The 24,711-nt window shown below is 66.9% G+C and carries 21 protein-coding genes and 1 pseudogene; 16 read left to right on the top strand and 6 right to left on the bottom strand.

All coding sequences use genetic code 11. The features are described 5' to 3' along the window. Positions 1-25: 25 nt before the first annotated feature. Together WKW79_RS16335 and WKW79_RS16330 are read left to right on the top strand one after the other, a co-directional pair. Positions 26-1,441 carry an LLM class flavin-dependent oxidoreductase gene (locus WKW79_RS16335; protein WP_340336223.1) on the top strand — a complete coding sequence of 472 codons (1,416 nt, stop codon included), beginning with the start codon at positions 26-28 and terminating at the stop codon, positions 1,439-1,441. After that, the gene (locus WKW79_RS16330; RefSeq protein WP_340336222.1) at positions 1,353-2,519 is read left to right on the top strand and encodes a 3-hydroxyacyl-CoA dehydrogenase; all 1,167 of its coding nucleotides are present in this window, start codon (positions 1,353-1,355) and stop codon (positions 2,517-2,519) included. Before WKW79_RS16335 ends, WKW79_RS16330 begins: the two co-directional genes overlap by 89 nt. A 42-nt stretch (positions 2,520-2,561) precedes the next feature. Here WKW79_RS16330 and WKW79_RS16325 read toward each other — a convergent pair whose 3' ends face one another. The 3 genes from WKW79_RS16325 to hisD form a co-directional block, all read right to left on the bottom strand. Further along, complete coding sequence (locus WKW79_RS16325) at positions 2,562-3,527, bottom strand: Bug family tripartite tricarboxylate transporter substrate binding protein (RefSeq protein WP_340336221.1); 966 nt, start codon at positions 3,525-3,527, stop codon at positions 2,562-2,564. Positions 3,528-3,791: 264 nt separating this feature from the next. Beyond that, on the bottom strand, positions 3,792-4,568 hold the full coding sequence (locus tag WKW79_RS16320; RefSeq protein WP_340336220.1) for an SDR family NAD(P)-dependent oxidoreductase: 777 nt from the start codon (positions 4,566-4,568) through the stop codon (positions 3,792-3,794). Continuing rightward, positions 4,565-5,887, bottom strand: coding sequence for a histidinol dehydrogenase (hisD, locus tag WKW79_RS16315; protein ID WP_340336219.1), 1,323 nt, complete (start codon positions 5,885-5,887; stop codon positions 4,565-4,567). The genes WKW79_RS16320 and hisD overlap by 4 nt, the downstream gene beginning before the upstream one ends. Positions 5,888-6,108: 221 nt before the next feature. On the opposite strand from hisD, the pseudogene WKW79_RS16310 reads away from it, so the two are divergent. The 6 genes and pseudogenes from WKW79_RS16310 (at position 6,109) to WKW79_RS16285 (ending at position 11,992) form a co-directional block, all read left to right on the top strand. Beyond that, positions 6,109-6,863 (top strand): annotated as a pseudogene (locus WKW79_RS16310) (ABC transporter ATP-binding protein). After that, on the top strand, positions 6,856-7,584 hold the full coding sequence (locus tag WKW79_RS16305) for an ABC transporter ATP-binding protein (protein WP_340336218.1): 729 nt from the start codon (positions 6,856-6,858) through the stop codon (positions 7,582-7,584). Before WKW79_RS16310 ends, WKW79_RS16305 begins: the two are co-directional and overlap by 8 nt. 50 nt (positions 7,585-7,634) lie before the next feature. Further along, entirely contained in the window at positions 7,635-8,861 is a 1,227-nt protein-coding gene (locus WKW79_RS16300) for an ABC transporter substrate-binding protein (protein WP_340336217.1), read from the top strand. Between the two features lie 9 nt (positions 8,862-8,870). Further along, a complete protein-coding gene (locus WKW79_RS16295; RefSeq protein WP_340336216.1) occupies positions 8,871-9,755 on the top strand; it encodes a branched-chain amino acid ABC transporter permease in 885 nt (294 codons plus the stop codon). Positions 9,756-9,763: 8 nt separating this feature from the next. Then, positions 9,764-10,768, top strand: a complete 1,005-nt coding sequence (locus tag WKW79_RS16290) for a branched-chain amino acid ABC transporter permease (protein ID WP_422823899.1) — start codon at positions 9,764-9,766, stop codon at positions 10,766-10,768. Between the two features lie 171 nt (positions 10,769-10,939). Further along, positions 10,940-11,992, top strand: coding sequence for an amidohydrolase family protein (locus WKW79_RS16285; protein ID WP_340336215.1), 1,053 nt, complete (start codon positions 10,940-10,942; stop codon positions 11,990-11,992). Between the two features lie 643 nt (positions 11,993-12,635). Here WKW79_RS16285 and WKW79_RS16280 read toward each other — a convergent pair. Further along, positions 12,636-13,190, bottom strand: coding sequence for a DUF3455 domain-containing protein (locus WKW79_RS16280; RefSeq protein WP_340336214.1), 555 nt, complete (start codon positions 13,188-13,190; stop codon positions 12,636-12,638). Between the two features lie 189 nt (positions 13,191-13,379). On the opposite strand from WKW79_RS16280, the gene WKW79_RS16275 reads away from it, so the two are divergent. The 3 genes from WKW79_RS16275 to WKW79_RS16265 are packed head-to-tail and all read left to right on the top strand — an operon-like array spanning position 13,380 to position 15,539. Next, the gene (locus WKW79_RS16275; protein ID WP_340336213.1) at positions 13,380-13,955 is read left to right on the top strand and encodes an RNA polymerase sigma factor; all 576 of its coding nucleotides are present in this window, start codon (positions 13,380-13,382) and stop codon (positions 13,953-13,955) included. A 13-nt stretch (positions 13,956-13,968) separates the two neighbouring features. Then, the gene (locus WKW79_RS16270; protein WP_340336212.1) at positions 13,969-14,733 is read left to right on the top strand and encodes an anti-sigma factor; all 765 of its coding nucleotides are present in this window, start codon (positions 13,969-13,971) and stop codon (positions 14,731-14,733) included. Then, positions 14,730-15,539, top strand: coding sequence for an SGNH/GDSL hydrolase family protein (locus WKW79_RS16265; protein WP_340336211.1), 810 nt, complete (start codon positions 14,730-14,732; stop codon positions 15,537-15,539). The genes WKW79_RS16270 and WKW79_RS16265 overlap by 4 nt, the downstream gene beginning before the upstream one ends. Before the next feature lie 62 nt (positions 15,540-15,601). On the opposite strand, the gene opgC is transcribed toward WKW79_RS16265, so the two are convergent. Further along, a complete protein-coding gene (opgC, locus tag WKW79_RS16260) occupies positions 15,602-16,717 on the bottom strand; it encodes an OpgC domain-containing protein (protein ID WP_340336210.1) in 1,116 nt (371 codons plus the stop codon). Positions 16,718-16,838: 121 nt separating this feature from the next. Here opgC and WKW79_RS16255 point away from each other — a divergent pair, with 121 nt between their 5' ends. The 5 genes from WKW79_RS16255 to WKW79_RS16235 all read left to right on the top strand — a co-directional run bounded on the left by WKW79_RS16255 (position 16,839) and on the right by WKW79_RS16235 (position 24,059). Next, positions 16,839-17,498 carry a response regulator gene (locus WKW79_RS16255; protein WP_340336209.1) on the top strand — a complete coding sequence of 220 codons (660 nt, stop codon included), beginning with the start codon at positions 16,839-16,841 and terminating at the stop codon, positions 17,496-17,498. Continuing rightward, on the top strand, positions 17,495-18,841 hold the full coding sequence (locus WKW79_RS16250) for an ATP-binding protein (protein ID WP_340336208.1): 1,347 nt from the start codon (positions 17,495-17,497) through the stop codon (positions 18,839-18,841). The genes WKW79_RS16255 and WKW79_RS16250 overlap by 4 nt, the downstream gene beginning before the upstream one ends. Positions 18,842-18,983: 142 nt before the next feature. After that, positions 18,984-20,501 (top strand): DegQ family serine endoprotease, encoded by a 1,518-nt coding sequence (locus tag WKW79_RS16245; RefSeq protein WP_340336207.1) that lies wholly within the window; start codon positions 18,984-18,986, stop codon positions 20,499-20,501. A 214-nt stretch (positions 20,502-20,715) separates the two neighbouring features. Then, complete coding sequence (locus tag WKW79_RS16240) at positions 20,716-22,176, top strand: rhomboid family intramembrane serine protease (protein WP_340336206.1); 1,461 nt, start codon at positions 20,716-20,718, stop codon at positions 22,174-22,176. Between the two features lie 152 nt (positions 22,177-22,328). Beyond that, positions 22,329-24,059, top strand: coding sequence for a dipeptidase (locus WKW79_RS16235; RefSeq protein ID WP_340336205.1), 1,731 nt, complete (start codon positions 22,329-22,331; stop codon positions 24,057-24,059). A 14-nt stretch (positions 24,060-24,073) separates the two neighbouring features. Here WKW79_RS16235 and WKW79_RS16230 read toward each other — a convergent pair whose 3' ends face one another. Continuing rightward, entirely contained in the window at positions 24,074-24,625 is a 552-nt protein-coding gene (locus tag WKW79_RS16230) for a hypothetical protein (RefSeq protein WP_340336204.1), read from the bottom strand. Positions 24,626-24,711: the final 86 nt, after the last annotated feature.

Here is a 24,711-nt window from a genome sequence, read left to right as displayed (position 1 = left end):
ACACCTACTCCCAGGAGACCTACAGATGACCCAGGACCGCAAGATCAGCCTCATCGGCTTTATGCAGGCGCAGAACTGCTCGACCTACCCCGGCAGCTGGCGCCACGTCGCCACCGACCCCGGCTACCTCACGCCCGAGTACTACCAGAACATCGCCCGCGTGCTGGAACAGGGCATGTTCGACATGGCCTTCTTCGACGACCGGCTGGCCATGCCCGACATCTATTCCGGCGACCATGCGCAGACGGTGGCCGCCGGCGTGCGCGCCATCAAGCTCGACCCGCTGGTGGTGCTGTCGGCCATGGCCGCGGTGACGACCCGGCTCGGCCTGGGCGCGACCTACTCGACCACCTACTACGAGCCCTACCACGTGGCCCGCACCTTCGCCACCTTCGACCTCATGAGCAAGGGCCGCGCCGCATGGAACGTGGTGACATCGCTCAACGATTCCGAGGCCGCCAACTTCGGCCATGCGGAGCATCTGGAACACGACCTCCGCTACGACCGCGCCGACGAGTTCCTAGAGACCACGCTGGGCCACTGGGACACCTGGCAGGAAGGCGCGCTGATCAACGACAAGGAGACCGGCGAATTTGCGCATCCCGACAAGGTGAAGCGGCTCGACCATCGCGGCGACTTCTTCAACTCGCGCGGCCCCTTCACCGTGCCGCGCTCGGTGCAGGGCCAGCCGGTGCTGATCCAGGCCGGACAGAGCGGCCGCGGCCGCGAGTTCGCGGCGCGCTGGGGCGAGTTGATCTTCGTGGTCTATCCCAACCTGGCCATGGCGAAGAAGCAGTACGCCGAGATGAAGGGCGCCATCGCCGAGGCCGGGCGCGACCCGCCCAAGGTGCGCATCGCGACCGCCTGCCATGTGGTGGTCGGTGAAACGGACGAGATCGCGCGCAAGAAGTTCGAGTACATCGACTCGCTCGCCAAGCCCATCGACGGACTCGCGCTGATCTGCGAAGTGCTCAACACCGACTTCGCCACGCGCGACATGGACGCGCCCTTCTCCGACGAGGACATGGCCGCCATCTCGGGCTGGCAGACCTTCCGCGATCGGGTGGTGACGCTGTCCGGCAAGAAGAACCCCTCGGTGCGCGACTTCGTGGACTACTCCAAGCGCGCCCGCCTGAACGAGTTCAACGTGTTCATCGGCTCGCCGAAGACCGTGGCCGACGAGATGGAGAAATGGTTCACCGAAGGCGGCTGCGACGGCTTCGTGCTGTCGCCCACCCACATGCCCGGCGGCTACGAGGACTTCGTGCGCATGGTGGTGCCGGAACTGCAGCGCCGGGGCCTGGTCCGCACCGAATACGAGAGCACCACGTTGCGCGGCCACCTGGGCCTGGATGCGCCGAAGAGCGGCGACTGGAAGCGGCTCAGCGGACCGCAATCGAAGGCTGCAACCGGCAAGGATGCCAAGGCGGTCGCCGCTTGAGGCAGGCACCTTCCGCCTTTCCTTTTGCCCCGGGGCTGCCGCATCGTCGATGACGCTTGCGGCCGTCCGGGGCTTTGACTTTTTTCACAGAGACAACCAACAGGAGCAGAACGAGATGAAGGACATTCAACAGGTCGCCGGCCGCAAGGTCGCCATCGTCGGCGCCGGGCTGGTGGGCGCCGGCTGGGCCGTGGTCTACGCGCGCGCGGGCATGACGGTCAAGGTGTACGACGCCAACCCGGACATCACCCGCAAGTCGATCCCGCTCATCGAGGGGCAACTTGCCGGACTGCATCGCCACGGGCTCATCACGGAGGACCCCGCCACCATCCTGTCGCGCATCAGCACGGCATCGACACTGGCAGAGGCCGTCGAGGGCGCGGTCTATGTGCAGGAATCGGTGCTGGAACGCGTCGACGTGAAACGGCAACTGATGATCGACCTCGACGCGATCGCTTCGACTGACCTGATCGTGGGCAGCTCCACCTCGGGCATTCCGGGTTCTGCCTTCGCACTCGGGTTGTCGCTGTCTCCGAGGATCCTGATCGTGCATCCGGTCAACCCGCCGTACCTGGTGCCAGTGGTCGAGCTGGTGCCTTCGCCCGAGACCTCCCCGGCGACCGTCGAATTTGCCGAAACCCTGATGCAGGCGGTCGGCCAGACCGTGGTGCACGTTCGCAAGGAGGTCGAGGGCTTCGTGCTGAACCGCCTGCAGGCCGTGCTCCTGCGCGAGGCCTGGGCGCTGGTCAGCGAAGGCGTGGCGAGTTGTGAGGACGTGGACAAGACGGTGCGCGACGGGCTGGGCTGGCGCTGGTCCTTCATGGGCCCGTTCGAGACCATCGACCTGAATGCACCCGGCGGCGTGGCCGACTATGCCGTGCGCCTGGGGCCGCTCTACCAGCGCATTGCCGCTTCACGCGAGCACGAACAACCGTGGGATGAAGCCTTGATCAAGCAAGTGGAAGCGCAGCGCCGCGAGCATCTGGAGCATGCGGAACTGGAATCGCGCCGCGCCTGGCGCGATGAGCGCCTGATGGCCTTTGCAGCCGCACGTCGCGGCGCGCATCCGGAAGGTTGAGGCGCTGCAGGATCCGCTCGGCCGGGCGGATCCTGCAAGTGATCAGTTGGCGCTGATCCTGGCCTTCTTGACGATCGCATCCCAGCGCGTCAGGTCGGCCTTGATCTGGCCCGTGAACTGCTCCGATGTATTGCCCACCGGCTCCAGGCCGGCGGCCACGTAGCGCTCCTTGTAGGCTGGCGTCTCGACCACGGTCTTGATGGCGCCCTGCAACTGGTCGACGACCTGCTTGGGCGTGCCGGCCGGCGCCAGGATGCCGAACCACGAGTTGAGGTCGAAGCCCGGCACGCCGGATTCGGAGAAGGTGGGCACGTTCGGCAGCGCGGCGGCACGCTTGGGCGCGGAGACGCCCAGCGCCTTCACCTTGCCCGACACCACGAAGGGATAGGCGGTGGCCACGGCCGTGTAGACCATCTTGACGTGGTCGCCCATGACCGCCGTCATGGCCGGCGCGCCGCCTGCATAGGGGATGTGGCGCAGGTCGATGCCGTACTGGATGTTCATCATCTCGCCAGCCGCATGGGGCGTGCTGCCCACGCCGGTGGTGGCGTAGTCGAGCGCACCGGGCTTGGCCTTGGCGAGCGCGATCATTTCCTTCACGTCCTTCGCCGGCAGGTTGTTGTTGGCCACCAGCAGCAGCGTGGAATCGGCGATCTTGCTGACCGGCACGAAGTCCTTCAGCGTGTCGAAGCCCACGTTCGGATAGACCGAAGGATTGATGGTCAGCGTGCCGTCATAGCCGAGCAGCAGCGTGTAGCCGTCGGGCTTGGCCGCGGCCACCATGCGCGTGCCGATGTTGCCGGCCGCGCCGGGGTGGTTCTCGACCACGATCGTGTACTTGAATTGCTGGGTCAATCCTTCGGCCAACCAGCGCGCGGACAGGGCCGCCGCGCCGCCGGGCGAATACGGGACGATGAGCTTGATGGGCTTGTTCGGGAACGCCTGGCCTTGCGCCATCGTGGCGAACAGCAGCATGGCGGAAGCGACGGCAGTCTTGAGGTTCTTCATGTCTTTCTCTGTCTCCGTGAGGTGAGCGCGGGCATGAACTTCGGCACGCGCTGAAATGAGTATCTGCAGTTGCCGTTTGCGGCTGGGCGATACCTGATATGCGTCGTATATCAGTTTTTCACCACGCTATTGCGTAACGACGACGCATGAAACCAGTGCGGGCAATGCCTGTTCGTGGGCACCCGCGGAACCGGCTTTGCCGGGCCGCTGGGTGCGCCCCCTTGAGGGGGTGCGCCGAAGGCGCTGCGGGGGTGGGCTCTCATTTCATGCGGCGGTCCATCCGCCGTCCAGCATGAGCGAGCTGCCGGTCATGAGGCTGGAAGCGTCGCTGGCCAGGAACACGATCGGTCCCATGACCTCGTCGATGCGGCCAAGCCGGGCCAGCGCGATCCGCTCCAGCACGAAGCGGCGGAACGCGGCGTCCTCGAACATCGGCGCGGTGAGGGCCGTCTCGATGAAGGTCGGGCACAGCGTGTTGACGCGGATGCCGGTCGACCCCAGTTCCCATGCAAGTGCCTTGCTCATGCCTTCGACCGCGTGCTTGCTCGCGCAGTAGAGCGTGCGGCGCGGACTGCCCACATGGCCCATCTGCGACGAGACGTTGATGATCGAACCGGCCTGCCCCGCCGCCTGCAACGAGCGCGCGACTTCCCGGCTGACGTAGAACGTGGCCTTCACGTTCAGCGCGAACACCGCGTCGATATCTTCGTCCTGCGTGTCGACCAGCAGCTTGGGCCGGTTCATGCCCGCGTTGTTGACGAGGACATGGAACGGCGGCCGCGCCCTGATTTCCCGAGCGACCGCATCGGAATCGGTGACGTCGAGCACGATGAAGTCAGCCGCGCCGCCCTCGGCGCGGATCGCGGCGCAGCCCGCTTCCAGTTCGGCCAGCGAGCGTGCGGCCAGCGTGACCGCCGCGCCCGCACGGGCCAGTGCCGCGGCGGCGGCCAGGCCCAGGCCCCGGCCCGCGCCGGTGACCAGCGCACGCTTGCCCTGGAGCCGGAAGCCATCGAAAGCCGGCAATGCCGATGCGGCACTCATGCGTGCAGTGCCTGCACCGGTTCGTACCAGGGCACTTCGGCGCGCGTGCCATAGCGGCGCACACGGATGTTGGCCTGCTCGCCATGGCCCGCGAAGTTCTCCATGTGGCACAGGCGCGAGCAGTACTCGCCGATGGTGGCGCTGGCCTCGTCGGTCACGACGCGCTGGAAGGTGCAGGTCTTCAGGAACTTGCCGACCCACAGGCCGCCGGTGTAGCGCGCGGCCTTGTTGGTGGGCAGCGTGTGGTTGGTGCCGATCACCTTGTCGCCGAAGGCCACGTTGGTGCGCGGCCCGAGGAACAAGGCGCCGTAATTGCTCATGTTCTCCAGGAAGTAGTCGGGGTCGCGGGTCATGACCTGCACATGCTCGGACGCGATCTCGTCGGCCTTCTGCAGCATCTCCACGTCCGTGTCGCAGACAATGACCTCGCCGAAGTCGGCCCAGCTGCGTGCCGCGATCTCCGCCGTCGGCAGGATCTTCAACTGGCGCTCGACTTCGGCGATGGTGTCGCGCGCGAGCTTTTCGCTGGTCGTCAGCAGCACGGCCGGCGTCGTCAGGCCATGCTCGGCCTGGCCGAGCAGGTCGACCGCGCAGAGTTCACCGTCGACCGAGTCGTCGGCGATCACCAGGGTCTCGGTCGGACCGGCGAACAGGTCGATGCCCACGCGCCCGAAGAGCTGCCGCTTGGCTTCTGCCACGAACATGTTGCCCGGCCCGACCAGCATGTCCACCGGCGCAATGCTCGGCGTGCCGACGGCCATCGCCACCACGGCCTGCACCCCGCCGAGCACCAGGATCTCGTCGGCGCCGGCCAGGTGCATCGCGGCGACGATGGCCGGATGCGGCTCACCGTGGAACGGCGGCGCCGTCGCCACCACGCGCTTCACGCCCGCGACCTTCGCCGTGAGCACGCTCATGTGGGCCGATGCCAGCAACGGGTACTTGCCGCCGGGGATGTAGCAGCCGACCGCGTTGATCGGGATGTGCCGGTGCCCGAGGAAGACGCCGGGACGGGTCTCCACCTCGACGTCGAGCATCGAGTTGCGCTGGATCTGCGCGAAGTTGCGCACCTGCTGCTGCGCGAAACGGATGTCATCGAGTTCGCGCGCCGACAGGCTCTTGATGGCCTTCTCGATCTTCGCCTGCGACAGCCTGAAGTCGGCCGGGTCCCAGTTGTCGAACTTGCGGCTGTACTCGCGCACGGCCTCGTCGCCGCGCGTCTCGATGTCGCGAATGATGTTCTCGACGGTGCCGCGGACCTTGGCGTCGTCGTCGGCGCGGGCCTGGACATCGCGTCCGCGCTTGAGGTAGCGAATCATGGGTATCTCCGTTGGTTGAACGGCCCGATTGGACGGTCCAACAGAACGCGATTCGCGCATATCAGCTATCGGTTGCGGGCAACGCCAGGCGATTTCTACACTTTTCTCCACCAGCGCAAACCGGCTGGACAACGAACGGAGACATGCACATGCGACACCGACTGCCTGCAGGCCCACAACCCTGCTCTTCAACCCCTGCAACCGTGATCCGTCGCTGAGCCATGGACGACCTGATCCTGGAAACGAACGGACTGTGCAAGCAGTTCAAGGGCTTTGCCGCCGTGAGCGACGTGGGCTTGCGCGTCAGGCGCGGCACGATCCACGCCGTCATCGGGCCGAACGGCGCCGGCAAGACGACCCTGTTCAACCTGCTGACCAAGTTCCTGCCACCCAGCAGCGGGACCATCCATTTCAACGGGAAGGACATCACCGGTGACAACGCCGGGCAGATCGCACGCCGGGGCATCGTGCGTTCGTTCCAGATCTCCGCGGTGTTTCCCAAGTTGACAGTGCTGGAGAACGTGCGCGTCGCGCTGCAACGCAAGGCCTGCCTGGCGACCCAGTTCTGGCGCTCCGAGAAATGCCTGCGCAAGCTCGACGACACCGCCATGCAACTGTTGCACGACGTGGACCTCGCCGGCTTCGCCGATGCCTCCACCGTCAACCTCGCTTACGGCCGCAAGCGCGCGCTGGAGATCGCCACCACGCTGGCGATGGATCCGGAGCTGATGCTGCTCGACGAGCCGACCGCAGGCATGGGCCACGAAGACATCGACACCGTGACCGAGCTCATCCGCAAGGTCGCGGCCAGCCGCACCTCGTGATGGTGGAACACAACCTCGGCGTGGTGTCGACGCTGTCGGACACCATCACCGTGATGCAGCGGGGTTCCGTGCTGGCGGAGGGACCGTACGAGGTGGTCTCGCGCAACCCGCAGGTACTCGAAGCCTATGTGGGGGTGCAGGAAGATGACTAGCCCGAGCGCGCGGCAGGATGCCGCCATCCCTCTCGTCATTCGCGGCCTGCATGCCTGGTACGGCGAATCGCACGTGCTGCACGGCGTCGACCTGGAGGTGCGCCGCGGCGAACTGGTGACGCTGCTGGGCCGCAACGGCGCGGGTCGCAGCAGCACGCTGAAATCCATCATGGGCATGGTCGGCGAGCGACGTGGCTCGATCGTGGTCAACGGCACCGAGACCATCGCCATGGCCCCGCATCGCCTGGCGCCGCTGGGCGTGGGCTACTGCCCGGAGGAGCGAGCCATCTTCTCCTCGCTGTCGACCGAGGAGAACCTGCTGCTGCCGCCCGTGCTGCAGGGGGGCGGCCTGAGCCTGGCCGAGATCTACCAGATGTTCCCGAACCTGCTCGAGCGGCGCCACAGCCCCGGCACGCGGCTGTCCGGCGGCGAGCAACAGATGCTCGCGCTGGCCCGCATCCTGCGCACCGGCGCCAACCTGCTGCTGCTCGACGAGATCACCGAAGGGCTGGCGCCGGTCATCGTGAAGGCGCTGGGCCGCGTGCTGCGCGTTTTGAAGGAGCGCGGCTTCACGATCGTGCTGGTGGAGCAGAACTTCCGCTTTGCTGCCGGCCTCGCGGACCGGCACTGCTTCATCGAGCACGGCCGCGTCAAGGCCGTGCTCGACAAGAAGGAACTGGCGCAACGCGCCGATGAGCTTCACCAATGGCTCGGCGTCTGAGCCGGCATCTCCCGCGATCCACGACTTCCAGAAAGAAAGAGACAACCATCATGAAACCCAATGCCTTGCGAACCCTGGCTGCCGGCCTGGCCACCGCCTCCCTGGCGCTTTCGCTGCATGCGCAGCCCGCGTCGAAGCTTTCCGATGGCGTGGTGCGCCTCGGTGTGCTCACCGACATGTCGGGTGTCTACTCCGACCTCGCCGGACCGGGCTCGCTGATTGCGGCCCAGATGGCGGTCGAGGACTTCGGCGGCAAGGTGCTGGGCGCGCCGGTGGACGTGATCTCCGCCGATCACCAGAACAAGCCCGACCTGGCCGCCAACACCGCGCGCCAATGGTTCGACACGCGCCAGGTCGATGCCATCTTCGACCTGGTCAGCTCCCCCATCTCGCTGGCAGTAATGGAGATCGCGAAGCAGAAGAACAAGATCGCCTTCGTGAACGGCTCCGGCACGTCGCGCGTCACGAATGACAGTTGCAATGCCAACACGGTGCATACCTCCTGGGACAGCTATTCGCAGTCGTACAGCCTGGTCGACGCCATTGCCAAACAGGGTGGCGACAGCTGGTTCTTCGTCACGCTGGACAACGCCGGCGGCCAGAGCGTCGAGAAGGACGGCATCGATGCCGTGAAGGCGGCGGGCGGCAAGGTCGTCGGCAGCGTGCGCTTCCCGCTCAACACGCCGGACTTCTCCTCCTACGTGCTGCAGGCGCAAGCGTCGAAGGCCAAGGTGATCGGGCTGATCGCGTCGGGCGCGGACACAGTCAACGCGGTCAAGGCCATCAACGAATTCGGGCTCACGAAGCAGCAGAAGGTCGCGGCGCTGGTGACCTTCCTGCCCGAGATCCACAGCCTGGGGCTGGACGCGGCACAGGGCCTGATCCTCAACGAAGCCTTCTACTGGGACACCGATGCCGACACGCGGAAGTTCTCGGAGCGCTTCTTCGCCAAGGCGAAGAAGATGCCGGACTCGGTCCATGCCGGCGTGTACTGGTCGGTGACCAACTACCTGCGCGCGGTCCAGGCGGCAGGCACCGACGACACCGCCACGGTGATGAAGAAGATGAAGGACACGCCGGTCAACGACTTGTACGCGCGCCACGGCGCCGTTCGCGAAGACGGCCGGCTGATCTACGACATGCACCTCGTGCAGGTGAAGAAGCCCTCCGAGTCGAAGAAGCCCTGGGACTACTACAACGTGCTCGCCACGATTCCCGCGGCGACGGCGTTCCAGCCGCTCGCGAAGAGCGGCTGCAGCCTGGTCAAGAAGCCATAGGCACCGGGCATGGAAATCCTTGGCGTCCCCTACCAGGCACTGCTGGGGCAGGTGTTCATCGGGCTGGTCAACGGCTCCTTCTACGCCATCCTCAGCCTCGGCCTGGCCATCATCTTCGGCCTGCTGAACGTGGTGAACTTTGCCCATGGCGCGCTCTACATGCTGGGTGCGCTGGTCACCTGGATGGGGCTGAACTACCTCGGCCTGAACTACTGGTTGTCGTTGCTGGCCGCGCCCCTGGTGGTCGGCTGCTTCGGCATCCTGTGCGAGCGGACCATGATCCGCCGCCTGCGAAAGCTCGACCCGATCTACGGCCTGCTGCTGACCTTCGGCATGGCGCAGGTGGTGCAGAGCCTGGCCAGCAACTCCTATGGCGTGACGGGCCTGGCCTACAGCCCGCCGGCGCTGCTGCAGGGCGCGACAGATGTCGGCTTCATGCGGTTGCCCAACTACCGCGCCTGGGTGGTGCTCGCATCGATGGCGGTGTGCCTCGCGACCTGGTACGGCGTCGAGCGCACCCGGCTGGGCGCCTACCTGCGCGCCGGCACGGAGAACCCCGGCATGGTGCAGGCCTTCGGCATCAACCTGCCGCTCATCGTGACGATGACCTACGGCTTCGGCGCAGCGCTGGCCGCCTTTGCCGGCGTGCTGGCGGCGCCCGTGATGCAGGTGAGTCCGCTGATGGGCGCCGACATCGTGGTGGTGGTGTTCGCCGTGGTGGTGGTCGGCGGCATGGGGTCGATCCTCGGATCGATCGTCACGGGGCTCACGCTCGGTGTGGTCGAGGGCCTGACCCGCGTCTACTACCCGCCCGCATCGAATGTCGTGATCTTCGCGATCATGGCCGTGGTGCTGATGTTCCGACCCTCCGGCCTGTTCGGCCAGCAGAAGTGAGAACCGAGATGACCTTGACGACAAGCTCCGACGCATCCCTGCACCGCCTGCGTGCCCCTGGGGTGGCCTTGCTGCTGGCACTGGGGCTGCTGGCGCCGCTCGCGGTGTACCCGGTCTTCATGATGAAGATCTACTGCTTCGCGCTCTTTGCGATGGCCTTCAACTTGCTGTTCGGGTTCGCGGGACTGATGTCCTTCGGACATGCCGCCTTCCTGGGGAGTTCAGCCTACGTGACCGGCTATGCGGTCAAGAGCCTCGGCCTCCCGCCCGAGCTCGGCATCCTCGCGGGCACCGGGGCTGCGGCACTGCTGGGCCTGGGCGTCGGCCGGCTCGCGATCCGGCGCGAAGGCATCTACTTCTCGATGGTGACGCTGGCGCTGGCGCAGATGGTCTATTTCATCTGCGTGCAGGCGCCCTTCACCGGGTCCGAGGACGGCATGCAGGGCATTCCACGCGGACGCCTGTTCGGCTTCATCGACCTGGACAACATGCTCGCGATGTACTACTTCGTGCTGGCGATCTTCCTGTTCGGCTTCTTTGCCGTGTACCGCATCGTGCATTCGCCCTTCGGGCAGGTGCTCAAGGCGATCCGCGAGAACGAGCCGCGCGCCATCTCGCTGGGCTACGACGTGCAACGCTACAAGCTGGTGACCTTCGTCCTGTCCGCGGGGCTGGCGGGCCTGGCCGGCGCGACAAAGACGCTGGTGTTCCAGCTCGTGACCCTGACCGACGTGCATTGGGCCACGTCAGGAGAGGCCGTGCTGATGACGCTGGTGGGCGGCCTGGGCACGATCTTCGGTCCCTTCGTCGGCGCGGTGGTTGTGGTGTCGCTGGAACACCATCTGGCGGGCCTGGGGTCATGGGTCACGTTGATCATGGGGCTCATCTTCATGGCCTGCGTGCTGACGTTTCGCGAAGGTATCGTGGGCACCTTGAATTCGCTGCGCCATCGGCGCAAGGTGCAGCCGCAGCCACAGGGCATGGCGGCGGCACCCGTGACAGCAGAGGCTTGAGAAGGTGTGAAAGAACCCGCCATGCCCGCTCGGTCCGCCAAAACACGCCCGCTCTGCGTTGCAAATGCTCGCCATGGGCCGAGCCATGGCTGTGCTTTGCGCCTTGATCGGACGCGTTGTGACGGCCCGCTCGACCACGCCGGATTCATTCACACCTTCTGACCGAACGACATGGAAAAATTCGACCCCCAGTACAAGAAGAGCAACTTCCCGCAGATCCGACCGGCATGGCTGGCGCTCCGGCAGGAAGCCGTGCTTCAGCCGGAGCAGCGGATCGTCGACGCCCACCATCACTTCTGGGACGAGGAGACCGCGCCCTACCACGCGGACGATCTGCTGGCCGACATCGACGGCGGGCATGCGGTCGAGGCGACCATCCTCGTCGAAGGCAAGGCGCGCTACCGCGAGAGCGGACCCGAGCATCTGCGCCCTGTGGGCGAAACCGAGTTCGCGGCGGCCCAGGCCGAGCGTGCGGCACGTCGGGGCAAGGGCCTTTGCCAGGGCATCGTGGCATGGGCGGACTTGCGCCTGGGTGCGAAAGTCGAGGAGGTCCTGCATGCCCATGCGGATGCGGGCAAGGGCCGGTTCCGCGGCATCCGCAGCCGCGCCGCCTGGAGCAACGACCCTGCGCTCGCCGGTCCGGCCGACGGCCCGCCGGAGGGCTTGCTGAGAGACCCGGTCTTCCAGGCCGGCGTGGACGTCCTGACACGCATGGGCCTGAGCCTGGACGTGTGGGCCTACCACACGCAACTGGCCGACGTGGTGCAGCTCGCACGCGACTGCCCCGGTGCCCGGATCGTGCTGAATCACGTGGGCGGCCCCTTGGGCATCGGGCCGTTTCAGGGCCGTCGCGAAGAGGTCTTCGGCGTTTGGCGTGCGGCCATGCGCGAACTGGGCCGCTGCGAAAACGTCACGGTCAAGCTGGGCGGCCTGGCCATGCCCCGCACCGGCTTTCCTTTTGCGTCTGCGGATGCGCCTGTGTCATCGGAAGTGCTCGCGTCCGCCTGGCGACCGTATGTCGAAACCTGCATCGAGGCCTTCACGCCATCGCAATGCATGTTCGAAAGCAACTTTCCCGTCGACAAGGGCATGTGCGGCTACACCGTGATCTGGAACGCCTTCAAGCGCTTGGCGGGCGGCTGTACGCCTGATGAGCGGAACGCGCTGTTCCATGGGACGGCGGCGCGCGTCTATCGGCTCGACCTGAATGCCGCCAACCGGTAGATAGATATCAGGCAATCGCAAACCATCCGTCCCGCTGCGGGAGCCGCCCGGCATGCCAAGCGCGCTGGTCGCCTTCACTGTGCCGGCCCCTTCGGGGCTCCCCTGCGGTGGTCGTCATTCGCGGGGTCTCGCAGAACTCGCTCCGCTGACGCGCCACTCAGACAGCTGCGAGCCCTGATCCGCGAATGGCTGCGCTCCTCGGCGGCACAGAGGCGGCGCCCAGCGCGCTTGGCATACCGGGCTCTGGGTTGGTTCAAAAGACTTGTTCCTCTCCAGACGTCGAAATGCGCGCCCTATTGGCAGCTTGTGTGCAACTCAGGGCCAGTGTCCTATTCGATCCGGTCACGACGCAGCGAGTGTGTCATCCGCCGGAACCAGCGCGGGCTCGGCTGATAGCGAAGGAAACGGGCCATCGAACGCCCCCTGAGCCCGGTATGCGGTGCGCGCCGGGCGCCGCCTCTGTGCCGCCGAAGCGCGCAGCGATTCGCGGATCAGGGCCACGTGCTGTTTGAGCCGAAGGCAAGTTCACGTGGACCCCGCGGATCGCGAGCACTGCAGGGGAGCCCCGAAGGGGCCGGCACAGTGAAGGCGCCCGGCGCGCACCGCATGCCGGGCGGACTCTGAAGCAAGCGCGAATTCGAACCTACATCGCCCGATAAAAGATGTAATCCGCCTGGTACTTCACAACCTGCTTTTCCCCCATGTTGCCCCCGGCGCAAGGCATGGCAGGCGCGACGCCGCCGCGCGTGGCCACACGCTGGATGTAGCTCACGCCCTGCATCTTCCCGGCACCCGTCGCCGGGTTGGCCTTGACCAGCTGGTACGGGATGTTGTCCGCCCCATTGGGCGCCACCGCGACCTGCGTGGCCGTGATCTTCGAGCCGTCCATGCTCTCCCACGTGGCCGGCGGCCCGTAGTACTTGCCCACCTGTGCCCCCATGCGATCCCACAGCTTCGCATCCGGTCCGACGAAGGCCCACTCGTGCTGGCCGGGCATGTTCGCCTTCACGCGGCATTCGTAAGTGATGTCGCCGGTGCCGACGGTCTCCATGGCCACGACGTGGCCGGCCGGCACCTTCACCGGCTCGGGCAGCATGGCCTGCGAATACATCATGGGCTTGGCGCCCATGCCCGAGCAGGCAGCGAGGCCGGCCAGGCTTGCGATGGCCAGCGCGGCGGGGACGGTACGGAATTGCATGATCGAATCCTTCAGGGTTGGGATGAACGGGAAATGGCGTTGGCCGGCGCGGCTGTTGTCTGCGTTGTGGCCGCGCCTCCAACACCCGGTACGCACCGCCCTCGCCTCTGGATTCAAACTGACGCCCGAATCTGTTTGCGCCTACAAGGCGTACCCCTCTCATGTCCCTGCCTGCGCCACAATCCGCCGATGACTCCCGCGAGCCCCGACGCCGAACTGATGGCGCTGATCGACCGTGTCGGCCAGCGCGACGAGGCGGCGCTGCGCCTGCTCTACGAGCGCACCTCGCCGCGCCTGTTCGGCCTGGCGATGCGCGTGGTGCGCCAGCGCGAATGGGCGGAGGACGTGCTGCAGGAGACCTTCCTCACGATCTGGCGCGTGGCCGTCGACTACCGCGCTTCCCTCAGCCCGCCGATGGCCTGGCTGGGCCTCATCGTGCGCAGCCGCGCGCTCGACCTGCTGCGCAAGCGCACCGCCGATCGGAGCCGTATCACCGACGAGTTCGACGATGTGATGAACGAAACGCTGCCTTCCGACGCCCCTTCGCCACAGGACCTGGCCGATGCCAGCGAGCAGGCCTTCGCCCTGCACCAATGCCTCGGCCAACTCGAAGGCCGGCAGAGGGAAGTGGTCAGCCTGGCCTACCTGCGCGACCTCACGCATGGCGAACTGGCCGAGCAGCTCAAGCTGCCGTTGGGCACCGTCAAGACCTGGATCCGCCGCGGCCTGGAGAAGCTGCGCGATTGCATGGCGCGCATCGCGTGAAAACGGGGCCGCCATGAACATTGCCGCCCATCCCGAACTGCTGGACCTGCTGGCCGCGAGCCATGCGCTGGGCACCATGCGTGGCGGCGCCCGGCGCCGCTTCGAGGCCATCGCCCGCGAGCAGGCGCCGGTCCGCGCGGCGGCGCTGATGTGGCAGGGCCGGCTCGCCAGCATGGCCGAACTCCAGCCCTCGGTGGTGCCCGATGCCGCCGTGTGGACACGCATCCGCAACCTGATCGAGGCCGAACAGGCCAGCGACACCATGGCGCGCCAACGCGCCGCCGCACCCGAAGCGGCGCCCGCGCAGCCCACAACCACCGGCGGCTGGCTGCGCAGCCTCGCGCTGTGGCGCGGCGCCAGCCTGGCCGGCGCGCTCGCCACCGTCATCGCGGTCGTCGCCGGCCTCGACCTGCAGCGCCAATTGCAGACCACGCCCGCAGTCCAATACGTCGCCGTGCTGGCCGACGACAAGGCCACCGCCTCGATGCTCGTGACCTTCGACCCCAAGCACAACCAGCTCGTGCTGCAGCGCCTCGGCAATTTCCAGCCGGGCGCCGACAAGTCGCTGCAGCTCTGGGCCTTGCCCCCCGGCGCGGCGCCGCGTTCGCTCGGCGTGCTGGGGGACGAGCCCGCCTTGAAACTGACCGCCACCGAGGCCAACCTGCGCGCCATCCCCGCGCTGGCCATCAGCCTGGAGCCGCGCGGCGGCGTGCCCAGCGAACGCGGCCCGACCGGCCCCGTGCTGTTCCACGGCCCGCTCATCGAAAAGACGCTTTGACCCTGCAGATGCTCGACGCGCTACCGACTCCCGCCCGCCCGGTTTCCCGCCTGACTGCCACCGCGCGCCTGCGCAGCCTCGCGCTTTGCGCTTCGATGCTGGCCACACTGGCCGCATGGGCCCCAGAAGCCGCGCGCGCGCAGGACTTCCCCCCGCCTCCGCCTGCAGCGGGCGCCCTGTCCGCGGCGGAGACCCGCTGGCACGCCGCGCTCGCCGCCTTCGCGCAGGCGGACAAGGAGGCGCCTCCCGCACCGGACGGCATCGTGTTCGTCGGCAGCTCGACCATCCGCATGTGGAAGCATCTCGCCGCCGATTTCCCCGCGCAGCCGAACGTGCTGAACCGCGGCTTCGGCGGCTCGACGCTGTCCGATTGCAGCCTGCTGGCCCGCGAACTGGTGCTGCGCTACAAGCCGCGCCAGGTGGTCGTCTACGCCGGCGACAACGACCTGGCGGAAGGTCAGACGCCGCTGCAGGTGCTGACGAGCTATGTACGCCTTTCCGCCGCGGTGCGCGCCGAGTTGCCGAACGCGCGCATCAGCTTCATCTCGGTCAAGCCCAGCCCCTCCCGCGCCGCGCTGCTGCCGCAGATCCGGGAAACCAACGACATCGTGGCGGCCTACCTGCGCACCCAGGCCAACAGCGATTTCATCGACATCTACACCCCCATGCTCGGCAGCGATGGCCGTCCGCGCACGGAGCTGTTCCTCCCCGACATGCTGCACATGACCGACGCCGGCTATCGGATCTGGCAATCGGCGGTAGCGCCGCACCTGCTTCCGCCAGAGACGATCGGCGCCAGGCATTGAGCGGGCAGGAATACGGGATCGGAACCCTTGCGACTTCTGCGTTCGGCTTTCCGCTCCCGTCTTCAGGACGTCCGCCGCTCCCACCAATGCGTGACCCGCGCCACCGCGTACAGCCACGCGAACACCACGGCGAGCAGCACCGCGTCGCCCCACGCGGGCCGAGCCAACTGGTTGCTGCCGTAGAACGCGAGCGTCAGCAGCACCGCGAGCAGGTGCGCGCAGAACACCGGCAATGAAGCCGAGCCCATGGCCTCCAGCGGTCGCAGCCAGCTTCGCGGCAGCCGCTCGATCACGGCGGGCCCGAAGCGCACTGCCAGCACGCCGAGGGCCGCGAAGTTGATGACCCGGAACGGCCCCAACTGCCACTTGTCGAACAGCAGGTTCATGGCCACGTCGCCACCGTACGGCGCCTGTCCATCGTCGCCGAAGTGGCGCCACACGAAGCAGTACACCGCCACCACGATCGACGACACCACGATCCACCACGGGAAGTGCAGCGGCTTCGCGCCATGCGCCTGCCGCCCCATGCCGATCCACATGCCGGTGAACCACACGAACTGCCAGGCGAAACTGTTGAACGAACCCATTTCCTCGTAAGGCACCGACAGCCCGAACTCCCGCACGGCCACGCCATAGGCCCATTCGCTCAGCCCGAACTGCGCCATGCCCCACAGCCCGACGCTCGCCAGCATCACCAGGCCCCACCCGTGCCGCAGCGCAAAGCCCAGCACCCACGGGCTCACCAGCATGAAGAAGATGTACATCGGCAGGATGTCGAGCAGCGGCGGCTCGTAGACCAGCAGCAGCCCGCTCACGAAGGCGTCACGCGGATGTGCGAGGTAGTAGGAGACCAGGTCGGTCACGGCCGGCTGCTCGAAGCGCACGCCCAGGCCGGCGATCACGGTGAACAGCAGCAGCAAGGTCGCCGCCTGCGCCCCCCACACCTTCAAGGCCCGCCGCCCGAAGGCCCATCGCATGGCCGTGATGCCCTGGCGCTGCGCCAGCCGGCTGTAGACCAGGCCCGACACGTAGGCCGAGAGCAGCACGAACCCCTCCGCCGCCGAGACGAAACCGAAGGGCTGCCCCAGCGGGTCGGTCAGGCGCGACGGCAGGTGCGTGAGCGTCATCAGCACGAGCATGAGCCCGCGCAGGGCGTCGATTTCCCATTGACGCTTCATCGTGTTGGCTGGCAGGGTCCGGAAGGAAAAACGAACGATGCTACAGGCTTCGCACGTCAATTCAGCCCGGCTTAAGCGACGAAAGCACAATGAAGACCTTCGTTCCACATCCTCGACCACCATGCGCCTGCTGCTCGTAGAAGACGACACCATGATCGGCGAGTCGCTGCTCGATCTGCTGCGCGGCGAGCACTACGCAGTCGACTGGGTGCGCGACGGCGAGATGGCCGACACCGCCCTGCGCTCGCAGAGCTACGACCTGATGCTGCTCGACCTGGGCCTGCCGCGCCGCGACGGCATCGACGTGCTGCGCAGCCTGCGCGCGCGGCGCGACAGCGTGCCGGTGCTGATCGCCACCGCGCGCGATGCGGTCGGCGACCGCGTGGCCGGCCTCGATGCGGGCGCCGATGACTACGTCGTCAAGCCCTACGACATGACCGAGCTGCTGGCCCGCATCCGTGCCCTGATCCGCCGCCGCGCCGGCCACGGCGAGCCGGTGTTCTCGCACATGGGCGTGACGCTCAACCCGGCCACCAAGGAGGCCACGCTCAACAATGTTCCCGTACTGCTGTCCGCGCGCGAATGGGCCGTGATCGAGCCGCTGATCTCGCGTCCCGGCGTGCTGCTGTCGCGCGCGCAGCTGGAAGAAAAGCTCTACAGCTGGAAGGACGACATCAGCAGCAATGCCGTCGAGGTCTACATCCACGGCCTGCGCAAGAAGCTCGGCGCCGGGCTCATCCAGACGGTGCGCGGCCTCGGCTACATGGTGCCGCGCGAATGAACGCTGCAGCGCGTGGCCCCCGGCACTCGCTGCGAGGGCGGCTGCTGCTTTTCGTGCTCGCGTCGATCCTGCTGGCCGGGCTGGGGCTTGGCATCACGACGTATCGAGGCGCCTTGCGCGATGCCGATGCGCTGTTCGACATGCACCTGCAGCAGATGGCGCACACCTTGCGCGGCAGCACCCTGCTCGGCACCAATGCCGATGGCGACTACGGCGAGGAAGGCTACGACGTGTTCGTGCAGATCTGGGGGCCGGACGGCACGCAGGTGTTCCGCTCCGCACGCGCCGAGTTGCCGCCGCAAGCGGTGCTGGGCTTTTCCGATGCGACGGTGAACGGCACGCGCTACCGCGTCTATTCGCTGCAGACGCCGTTGCAGACCGTGCAGATCGCGCAGGACATGGACGCGCGCCTGGCCCGCGCAAGGGGCTTGGCCCTGCGCGCGACGCTGCCCCTGGCCTTGATGGCGCCGCTGCTGATGCTGGCGGTCGGCTGGATCATCACGCGCTCATTGGCGCCGGTGCAGCGCATGCAGCGCGAGGTCGCGGGCCGGGCCGACGACGACCTCTCGCCCCTGCCCGAACAGGGCCTGCCCGACGAGGTGCGACCGCTGGTGCGGGAGCTGAACCTGCTGTTCCAGCGCGTGGGCAATGCCTTCGATGCGCAGCGCAACTTCGTGGCCGACGCGGCGCATGAACTGCGCTCGCCGTTGACCGCGCTCAAGCTGCAGGCCGAATCGCTGCGTCGCGCCGCCGACGACACTAGCCGCGAGCAAGCCACGGTGCGCCTGCAGCAGGGCATCGACCGGTCGATCCGGCTCGTGGGCCAGTTGCTCGCGCTGGCGCGGCAGGAGTCGTCGTCGATGCCGCCGGACGACCCGAGCCAGACGGTAGACCTGGAGGCGCTGGTCGCCGAAGCCATCGCGGCCGTGCTGCCGCAGGCGCAGCAACGCCACATCGACCTTGGCCTCGCAGAGTCCGTGCCGGCGCGCGTGCAGGGCCAGCCCGCCGCGCTGCACATCCTGCTGGGCAACCTGCTCGACAACGCGGTCAAGTACACGCCGGTGAATGGGCGCATCGACGTGACGATCGCGGCGGAAGGCGACGCGACGGTGCTTCGCGTGGAGGACAGTGGGCCGGGCATTCCCGAAGCGGACCGCGAGCGCGCCTTCGACCGCTTCTACCGCGCAGCGGGCGTCGAGGCCAGCGGCAGCGGACTGGGCCTGGCGATCGTGCAGGCGATCGCGCAGCGGCATGGGGCCACGGTGCGGCTGGAGAAGTCGGATCGGCTCCGTGGCCTGAAGGTCAGCGTGTCCTTTCCTGCGGCGTCGCATTCGGCTGCTTGAGGCATCGCCTCAAGCCAGCAGAAGCTCGTCGCGCGAATCGCGCAAGCGGTTCGGGGAGCGCAATCCAATCGCCGCCGCAGATTAAGCCCCTCCTAAGCCCCCCTCCTCATCATTCCGTCATCCACTTCACAAGGACCGAATCATGAGTCTCCAATCCCTCACCCCCACCCGCCTGATGCTGGCACTCGTGACGGCCGGCGTCATTGGCGGCGTCAGCGTCCAGGCGCTGGAAGGGACACACGCTTTTGCGGCAACGCCACCGGTGGCCACGGCGACCACCACCACCGGCATTCCGGTGGCGTTGCCCGATTTCTCCCAGATCACCGCCCAGAACGGCCCGGCCGTGGTGAACATCAGCGTGGTCGGCACGCGCTCGGCGGACGAAACAGCCAGCAACGACGGCGGCAACCCGTTTGCCGACGGCGATCCGTTCAGCGAGTTCTTCAAGCGCTTCGGCGGCGTGCCTCCGGGCATGCAGCAACCCGGCAAGCGTGGCCAGCGCGGCATGCCTTCGCAACCTGACGCGCAGACCGTGCGCGGCCAGGGCTCGGGCTTCATCGTGAGCGCGGACGGCATCATCCTGACCAACGCGCACGTGGTGAAGGGCGCCAAGGAAGTGACCGTCAAGCTCACCGACCGGCGCGAACTCAAAGCCAAGGTGCTGGGCGCCGATCCCAAAACCGACATCGCGGTGCTCAAGGTCGAGGCGAAGAACCTGCCGGTGGTCAAGATCGGCAGTGTCGATGACCTGAAGGTCGGCGAATGGGTGCTGGCCATCGGCTCGCCTTTCGGCTTCGAGAACACGGTGACGGCCGGCGTGGTGAGCGCCAAGGGCCGCTCGCTGCCCGACGACAGCGCGGTGCCCTTCATCCAGACCGACGCGGCGGTGAACCCCGGCAACTCCGGTGGCCCGCTGTTCAATTCGCGCGGCGAAGTGGTCGGCATCAACTCGCAAATCTACAGCCGCACCGGCGGTTACCAGGGCGTGTCCTTCGCGATCCCGATCGACCTGGCCAACAAGATCGAGAAGCAGATCGTGGCGACCGGCAAGGTCGAGCATGCGCGGCTGGGCGTGTCCGTGCAGGAAGTGAACCAGACGCTGGCCGATTCCTTCAAGCTGGACAAGCCGGAAGGCGCGCTGATCGCCAACGTCGAGAAGGGTGGCCCCGGCGACCAGGCCGGCCTGCAGACCGGGGATGTGATCCGCAAGGTCGATGGCAAGCCGATCGTTTCGTCGGGCGACCTGCCGTCGGTGATCAGCATGGCCACGCCGGGCTCGAAGGTGCAACTCGACATCTGGCGCAAGGGCTCCGCCGAGACGATCACGGCCAAGCTCGGCAATGCCAACGACAAGGCCGAGAAGGTCGCAAGCGCGAACGATGCGGCCGGCCAGGGCAAGCTGGGCCTGGCGCTGCGTCCGCTGCAACCCGATGAGCGGCGCGAAGCCGGCATCGACAGCGGCGGCCTGGTGGTCGAGGCGGCGCGCGGCCCCGCAGCGCTGGCGGGCGTGCAACCCGGCGACGTGGTGCTCGCGGTCAATGGCACGCCGGTTCGCAGCGTGGACCAGGTGAAGGACGTGATGAGCAAGTCGCCGGCGTCGGTGGCACTGCTGGTGCAGCGCGGGGACGACAAGATCTTCGTGCCGGTTCGAATCGGCTGAGATCACGCAGGTCCGGGGAGCAAGGCCGAGGGGCGACACGTGGCTCCTTCCGCGGAATTCCCCCGGCCTGCGGCCTTTTGAATTACTGCGCTGGCGGCGGCAGGCGCCAGCCGCACAGGATTTCACGAAAGCCCATGGGCGACCTTTGAAAGCCCGTGGCAAAACTGTTACACAGCGTCAATCCTGCCGGGTGGTTTCGGCTACGCTCACCCGGGTGTTCTACGCCATCCCTCTCGAAAGCAAGCCGACATGGCGCAATCCGCCATGGCTCACGATCCTGTTGATCCTCATCAACGTCGCGATATTCTTCGGCCCCCAACGCACGGAAGAAAAGGCCGAGGCCCGCGCGACGGCCCGCTACCTCTCGACCCAGCTGCCCGACTGGGAGCTGCCTCCCTTCGTGGCCCATCTGGAGCAGAGCGGCCACCGCTTCGCGAAGCAGGCGCGCCAGGCGCTGCGCCGCAAGGACCAGCGTGGCGAACTGGTGGAACTGATGCGCAGCGAGCGCAAGTTCGAAGACAAGCTCCATGCCGACAAGGTCATCACGCCCACCGACCCGCATTACGCCGACTGGAAGTCGCAACGCGCCGACTACGAGCGCATGCTGCCGCCCTCCTTCACGCGCCGATGGGCGATGGATTTCAACGAGGGCGCTCAGGTCGAGCCCGTGACCTGGCTGACTTCGGCCTTCCTGCACAGCAGCACCAGCCACCTCATCGGCAACATGGTGTTCCTGTTCCTGTTCGGCTTCACCGTTGAACTGGCGCTGGGCCGCGCGACCTACCTGGGCTTCTATGTGATCGGCGCGCTGGGCGCATCGGCCATGGCGATGTGGGCCTATGGCGGCAAGGGCAGCTACGGCCTGGGCGCCTCGGGTGCGATCGCCGCGTTGATGGCGATGTATGCCTTGATCTACAAGCTGCGCCGGATCCGCTTCTTCTACCAGTTCTTCTTCTACTTCAACTACATCACGGCGCCGGCGCTGATCCTGCTGCCGATCTGGATGGTCAACGAGGTGGTGCAGCACGTCACGGGCCACACCGGCGTCGGCTACATGACCCACTTGGGCGGGCTGCTCACCGGCACGCTGTTGATGCTGCTGTGGCCCGCCGCGCGTCGCAGCGAGCCCGTGGTGGCACCGACGGCGCCGCCCGATCCGTTCCATGGGCATGTGGAGCGAGCCACGCAGTTCAGCGCGCGCCTGCAGTTCGACCGCGCCGCCACCGAATGGGCCGCTGCCGCCAAGCTGCGGCCGGAAGACCAGCCGACCCTGCGCGCCTTCTTCAACACCGCGCGCCTGCATCCGTCGAGCGATGCCTTCCATCGTGCGGCCAAGCAGATCTTCCGGATGAAGGACGCCGGCCAGGCCACGGTCGATTTCCAGCACGAGAGCTACAAGGTCTACCTCGACCAGGCGAAGCCTTCGGTTCGGCTGAAACCGCGCGACATGGGCCGGCTGGTCACACGCTTCGCGCGCGGCGGCTACATGGACGATGCGCGCCGCCTGTGCCAGGCCTTGTTGGCCAGTGCGCCAGATGACGGCGCGACGGTCGAGGCGCTGACCATGATTGCGTCCTGCGAATGGCAGACGGGGAAGCGCGAGCAGGCATTGAGCTGGTTGCCGCAGTTGCAGAAGCTGGCGCCTGCGCATCCCGTGACACGCATGCTCGGTTAGACAGCCCGGCAAAGGGGTGCCGAGCGACGCCCGCCAGTGGCCGTTGCTTTTGAAGACGCTCGTCGCTACGGAGTTGAGTTAAAACAAGGGTGCGTCCAACGCACCCCTTGTGGGTCGCATCGTCGAGACAAGAACGTTCAGCGGAGCCCCTCATGAAGAAATTCACCCTCCTCCCACTCGGCATTGCGCTTGCGCTCGTTGCGTCGGCAACCGTGGCAGACACGATCAAGAAGCCCGGACTCGACAAGCTCGCCACAGCACAGCACGCCTCACCGCCGACCGACTTCAACGCCCTCCTCGACGCCGCAGCCAAGGCCGACCCAACGCTCCAGGCGGCCATCGATGCGTATCGCAAGAAGGCCCCGCTCGCCGGTGACGACCTCACCAACATCAGCCGCCTGCTCGGCCTCTACAACCGCCTTCGCAACCATGACGCGGTGATCGCCACCACGGCGCGCATGGTCGCGATTCCGACCGTGCGCGACGACAAGATCCCGCCGCACGAGAACAAGGCCATCATCGCGTTCGGCACGCTGGTCGAGGGCATGGCCAAGGACTTCGACTTGCAGTTCCGCAACGTCGACAACCGCATCTTCGAAGTCAAGCTGCCCGCCAACACCGCGACGACCGGCGGCGAGTTCGGCATCCTCACGCATGCCGACGTGGTGCCGGTCGTGGCCGACGAATGGGTGCTGGACGACGGCACCAAGCTCGACCCCTTCAAGCTCACGCGCGTGGGCGACTACCTCTATGGCCGCGGCACCATCGACGACAAGGGCTCGATCGCGGCCGTGCTGTTCGCGATGAAGACGGTGAAGGAAAGCGGCCTGCCGCTGGATCGCACCATCCGCCTCATGATCGAGACCACCGAGGAAACCGGCGGCGATGCGATGAAGTACTACCGGGGCAAGACTGCCCTGCCCGACTACAACATCGTGCTCGACAGCAAGTACCCGGCCGTGGTGGCGGAGAAGGGCTCCGGCGCCCTGAAGGTGTTCTTCCCGGCCGAGCCCACCGACGGCTCGACGGTGGCGATCGTCGCGATGGCGGGCGCCGCGGCCGCCAACACGGTCCCGCAGAACGCGACAGCCAAATTGAAGGGCGGCGACCTGGCGACAGTCGCCGCGAAACTGAACGCCACCAAGGCCGCTTTCATGCAGAAGTACGAAAGCCAGGGCGGCAAGTTCTCGATCGATGTGACGCAGGGCGCCGACAGCGTGGACGTCAAGCTCACGGGCGTCTCGGCCCACGGTTCTCGTCCCGAGGAAGGCGTGAACCCCCTGCCGCGCCTGGCGTTGTTCCTGCAGGAATCCGGCGTGCCGCTCGCCAACAACCACTACGCGAAGGCGACGAAGTACCTGGTCGACCTCTACGGCACCGGCTACCTCGGCGAGAAAATGGGCCTTGGCTACAAGGACGACTTCATGGGCCCGTTGACCTTCTCGCCCAACCTCATCCGCGAGAACGACGGCAAGCTCGAAGTCACGGCCAACGTGCGCATGCCACGCGGCCGCACGCCCGAGGAACTCCAGAAGGCTGTCACCGCCAAGGTCGACGCCTGGGCCGCATCCAATTCCGCGAAGATCACCATCGACTACGACCAGGGCGACTGGATGGCACGCGACCCCAAGGGTGCATGGCTGTCGACGCTGCTCAACATCTTTGGCGACACCACTGGCCTCGAGGCCAAGCCCGTGCCCACCGCCGGCAGCACCACGGCCAAGCTGATGCCCAACGCCATCAACTTCGGGCCGGCCATGCCGGGCAAGAAATACACCGCGCACAACGCGAAGGAATTCAAGGAAGTGGTCGACTTGGATGCCGACATGCAGATGTTCACCGAGATGCTCGTGCGCATCGGGAACCTCAAGCAGATGCAATAGATGCCAATCACGGTTCAGGTTGGCCCAACAGGTTGCGGCTGGCCAGTCAACTCGCGCACCTTTCCGTCGGCGATGAACGCGCCGCCCACCAGCATCCTGAAGGCCGCATCGCGCTGAAACCTCGGCATTGCCAGGGCGGGCGCCAGGAACTCGATCTGCACCGCATGCGGCTGGCCGCGCCGCACGGTTTCGCCGGGGCGCACGAACCAGCGCGCGGTGAAGCCATCGTTGCCGACGACGAGTGCGCAACGATGCTCGCCGATGGCGGCCGGCACGTCCTCGCTCGGCACGGATGTCGATCGCAATGTGAGCTCCACCCACACATGCGGCGCGAAAGTCTCCGGCCCGCCGAAGGTTGGCGGCTCCGGCGCGGGCGGACGCCGCAGCCGACCGATGAGCCACCCGATGATGTTGCCGACGATCGGCAGCCACAGCAGCATCAGCAAGGTGCCGATGTCGCGCAGCATGGAACCCTGCGCCGCGAAGTGCCGCAACAGCGCGCCCGCCACGGCGATGCACAGCAGGACGATCACGATCAGCTTGCGCCGGGACTGGATGGTTGTCATGCCTCGATCGTATCGGGCTACGACAGCACCTCTGCGGCAAGGGGCTCGGGCTGAACTGGCCACCGCTCTCGACGAGAGCCGCCAGC

It is taken from the genome of Variovorax robiniae, from assembly GCF_037889955.1.
Taxonomy (GTDB): Bacteria; Pseudomonadota; Gammaproteobacteria; order Burkholderiales; family Burkholderiaceae_C; genus Variovorax; species Variovorax robiniae.
Note: the sequence above shows the minus strand (reverse complement) of the source record. Positions and strands in the feature narration are given on the sequence as shown.

What these genes read in the sequence shown, in the direction of transcription:
- WKW79_RS16230 (WP_340336204.1), bottom strand. Translation starts at nt 24,625, where the DNA reads ATGACAACCATCCAGTCCCGGCGCAAGCTGATCGTGATCGTCCTGCTG.
- WKW79_RS16305 (WP_340336218.1), top strand. Translation starts at nt 6,856, where the DNA reads ATGACTAGCCCGAGCGCGCGGCAGGATGCCGCCATCCCTCTCGTCATT.
- WKW79_RS16290 (WP_422823899.1), top strand. Translation starts at nt 9,764, where the DNA reads ATGACCTTGACGACAAGCTCCGACGCATCCCTGCACCGCCTGCGTGCC.
- WKW79_RS16285 (WP_340336215.1), top strand. Translation starts at nt 10,940, where the DNA reads ATGGAAAAATTCGACCCCCAGTACAAGAAGAGCAACTTCCCGCAGATC.
- WKW79_RS16270 (WP_340336212.1), top strand. Translation starts at nt 13,969, where the DNA reads ATGAACATTGCCGCCCATCCCGAACTGCTGGACCTGCTGGCCGCGAGC.
- WKW79_RS16255 (WP_340336209.1), top strand. Translation starts at nt 16,839, where the DNA reads ATGCGCCTGCTGCTCGTAGAAGACGACACCATGATCGGCGAGTCGCTG.
- WKW79_RS16300 (WP_340336217.1), top strand. Translation starts at nt 7,635, where the DNA reads ATGAAACCCAATGCCTTGCGAACCCTGGCTGCCGGCCTGGCCACCGCC.
- WKW79_RS16250 (WP_340336208.1), top strand. Translation starts at nt 17,495, where the DNA reads ATGAACGCTGCAGCGCGTGGCCCCCGGCACTCGCTGCGAGGGCGGCTG.
- WKW79_RS16330 (WP_340336222.1), top strand. Translation starts at nt 1,353, where the DNA reads ATGCGCCGAAGAGCGGCGACTGGAAGCGGCTCAGCGGACCGCAATCGA.
- WKW79_RS16325 (WP_340336221.1), bottom strand. Translation starts at nt 3,527, where the DNA reads ATGAAGAACCTCAAGACTGCCGTCGCTTCCGCCATGCTGCTGTTCGCC.
- WKW79_RS16245 (WP_340336207.1), top strand. Translation starts at nt 18,984, where the DNA reads ATGAGTCTCCAATCCCTCACCCCCACCCGCCTGATGCTGGCACTCGTG.
- opgC (WP_340336210.1), bottom strand. Translation starts at nt 16,717, where the DNA reads ATGAAGCGTCAATGGGAAATCGACGCCCTGCGCGGGCTCATGCTCGTG.
- WKW79_RS16335 (WP_340336223.1), top strand. Translation starts at nt 26, where the DNA reads ATGACCCAGGACCGCAAGATCAGCCTCATCGGCTTTATGCAGGCGCAG.
- WKW79_RS16320 (WP_340336220.1), bottom strand. Translation starts at nt 4,568, where the DNA reads ATGAGTGCCGCATCGGCATTGCCGGCTTTCGATGGCTTCCGGCTCCAG.
- WKW79_RS16235 (WP_340336205.1), top strand. Translation starts at nt 22,329, where the DNA reads ATGAAGAAATTCACCCTCCTCCCACTCGGCATTGCGCTTGCGCTCGTT.
- WKW79_RS16280 (WP_340336214.1), bottom strand. Translation starts at nt 13,190, where the DNA reads ATGCAATTCCGTACCGTCCCCGCCGCGCTGGCCATCGCAAGCCTGGCC.
- hisD (WP_340336219.1), bottom strand. Translation starts at nt 5,887, where the DNA reads ATGATTCGCTACCTCAAGCGCGGACGCGATGTCCAGGCCCGCGCCGAC.
- WKW79_RS16295 (WP_340336216.1), top strand. Translation starts at nt 8,871, where the DNA reads ATGGAAATCCTTGGCGTCCCCTACCAGGCACTGCTGGGGCAGGTGTTC.
- WKW79_RS16275 (WP_340336213.1), top strand. Translation starts at nt 13,380, where the DNA reads ATGACTCCCGCGAGCCCCGACGCCGAACTGATGGCGCTGATCGACCGT.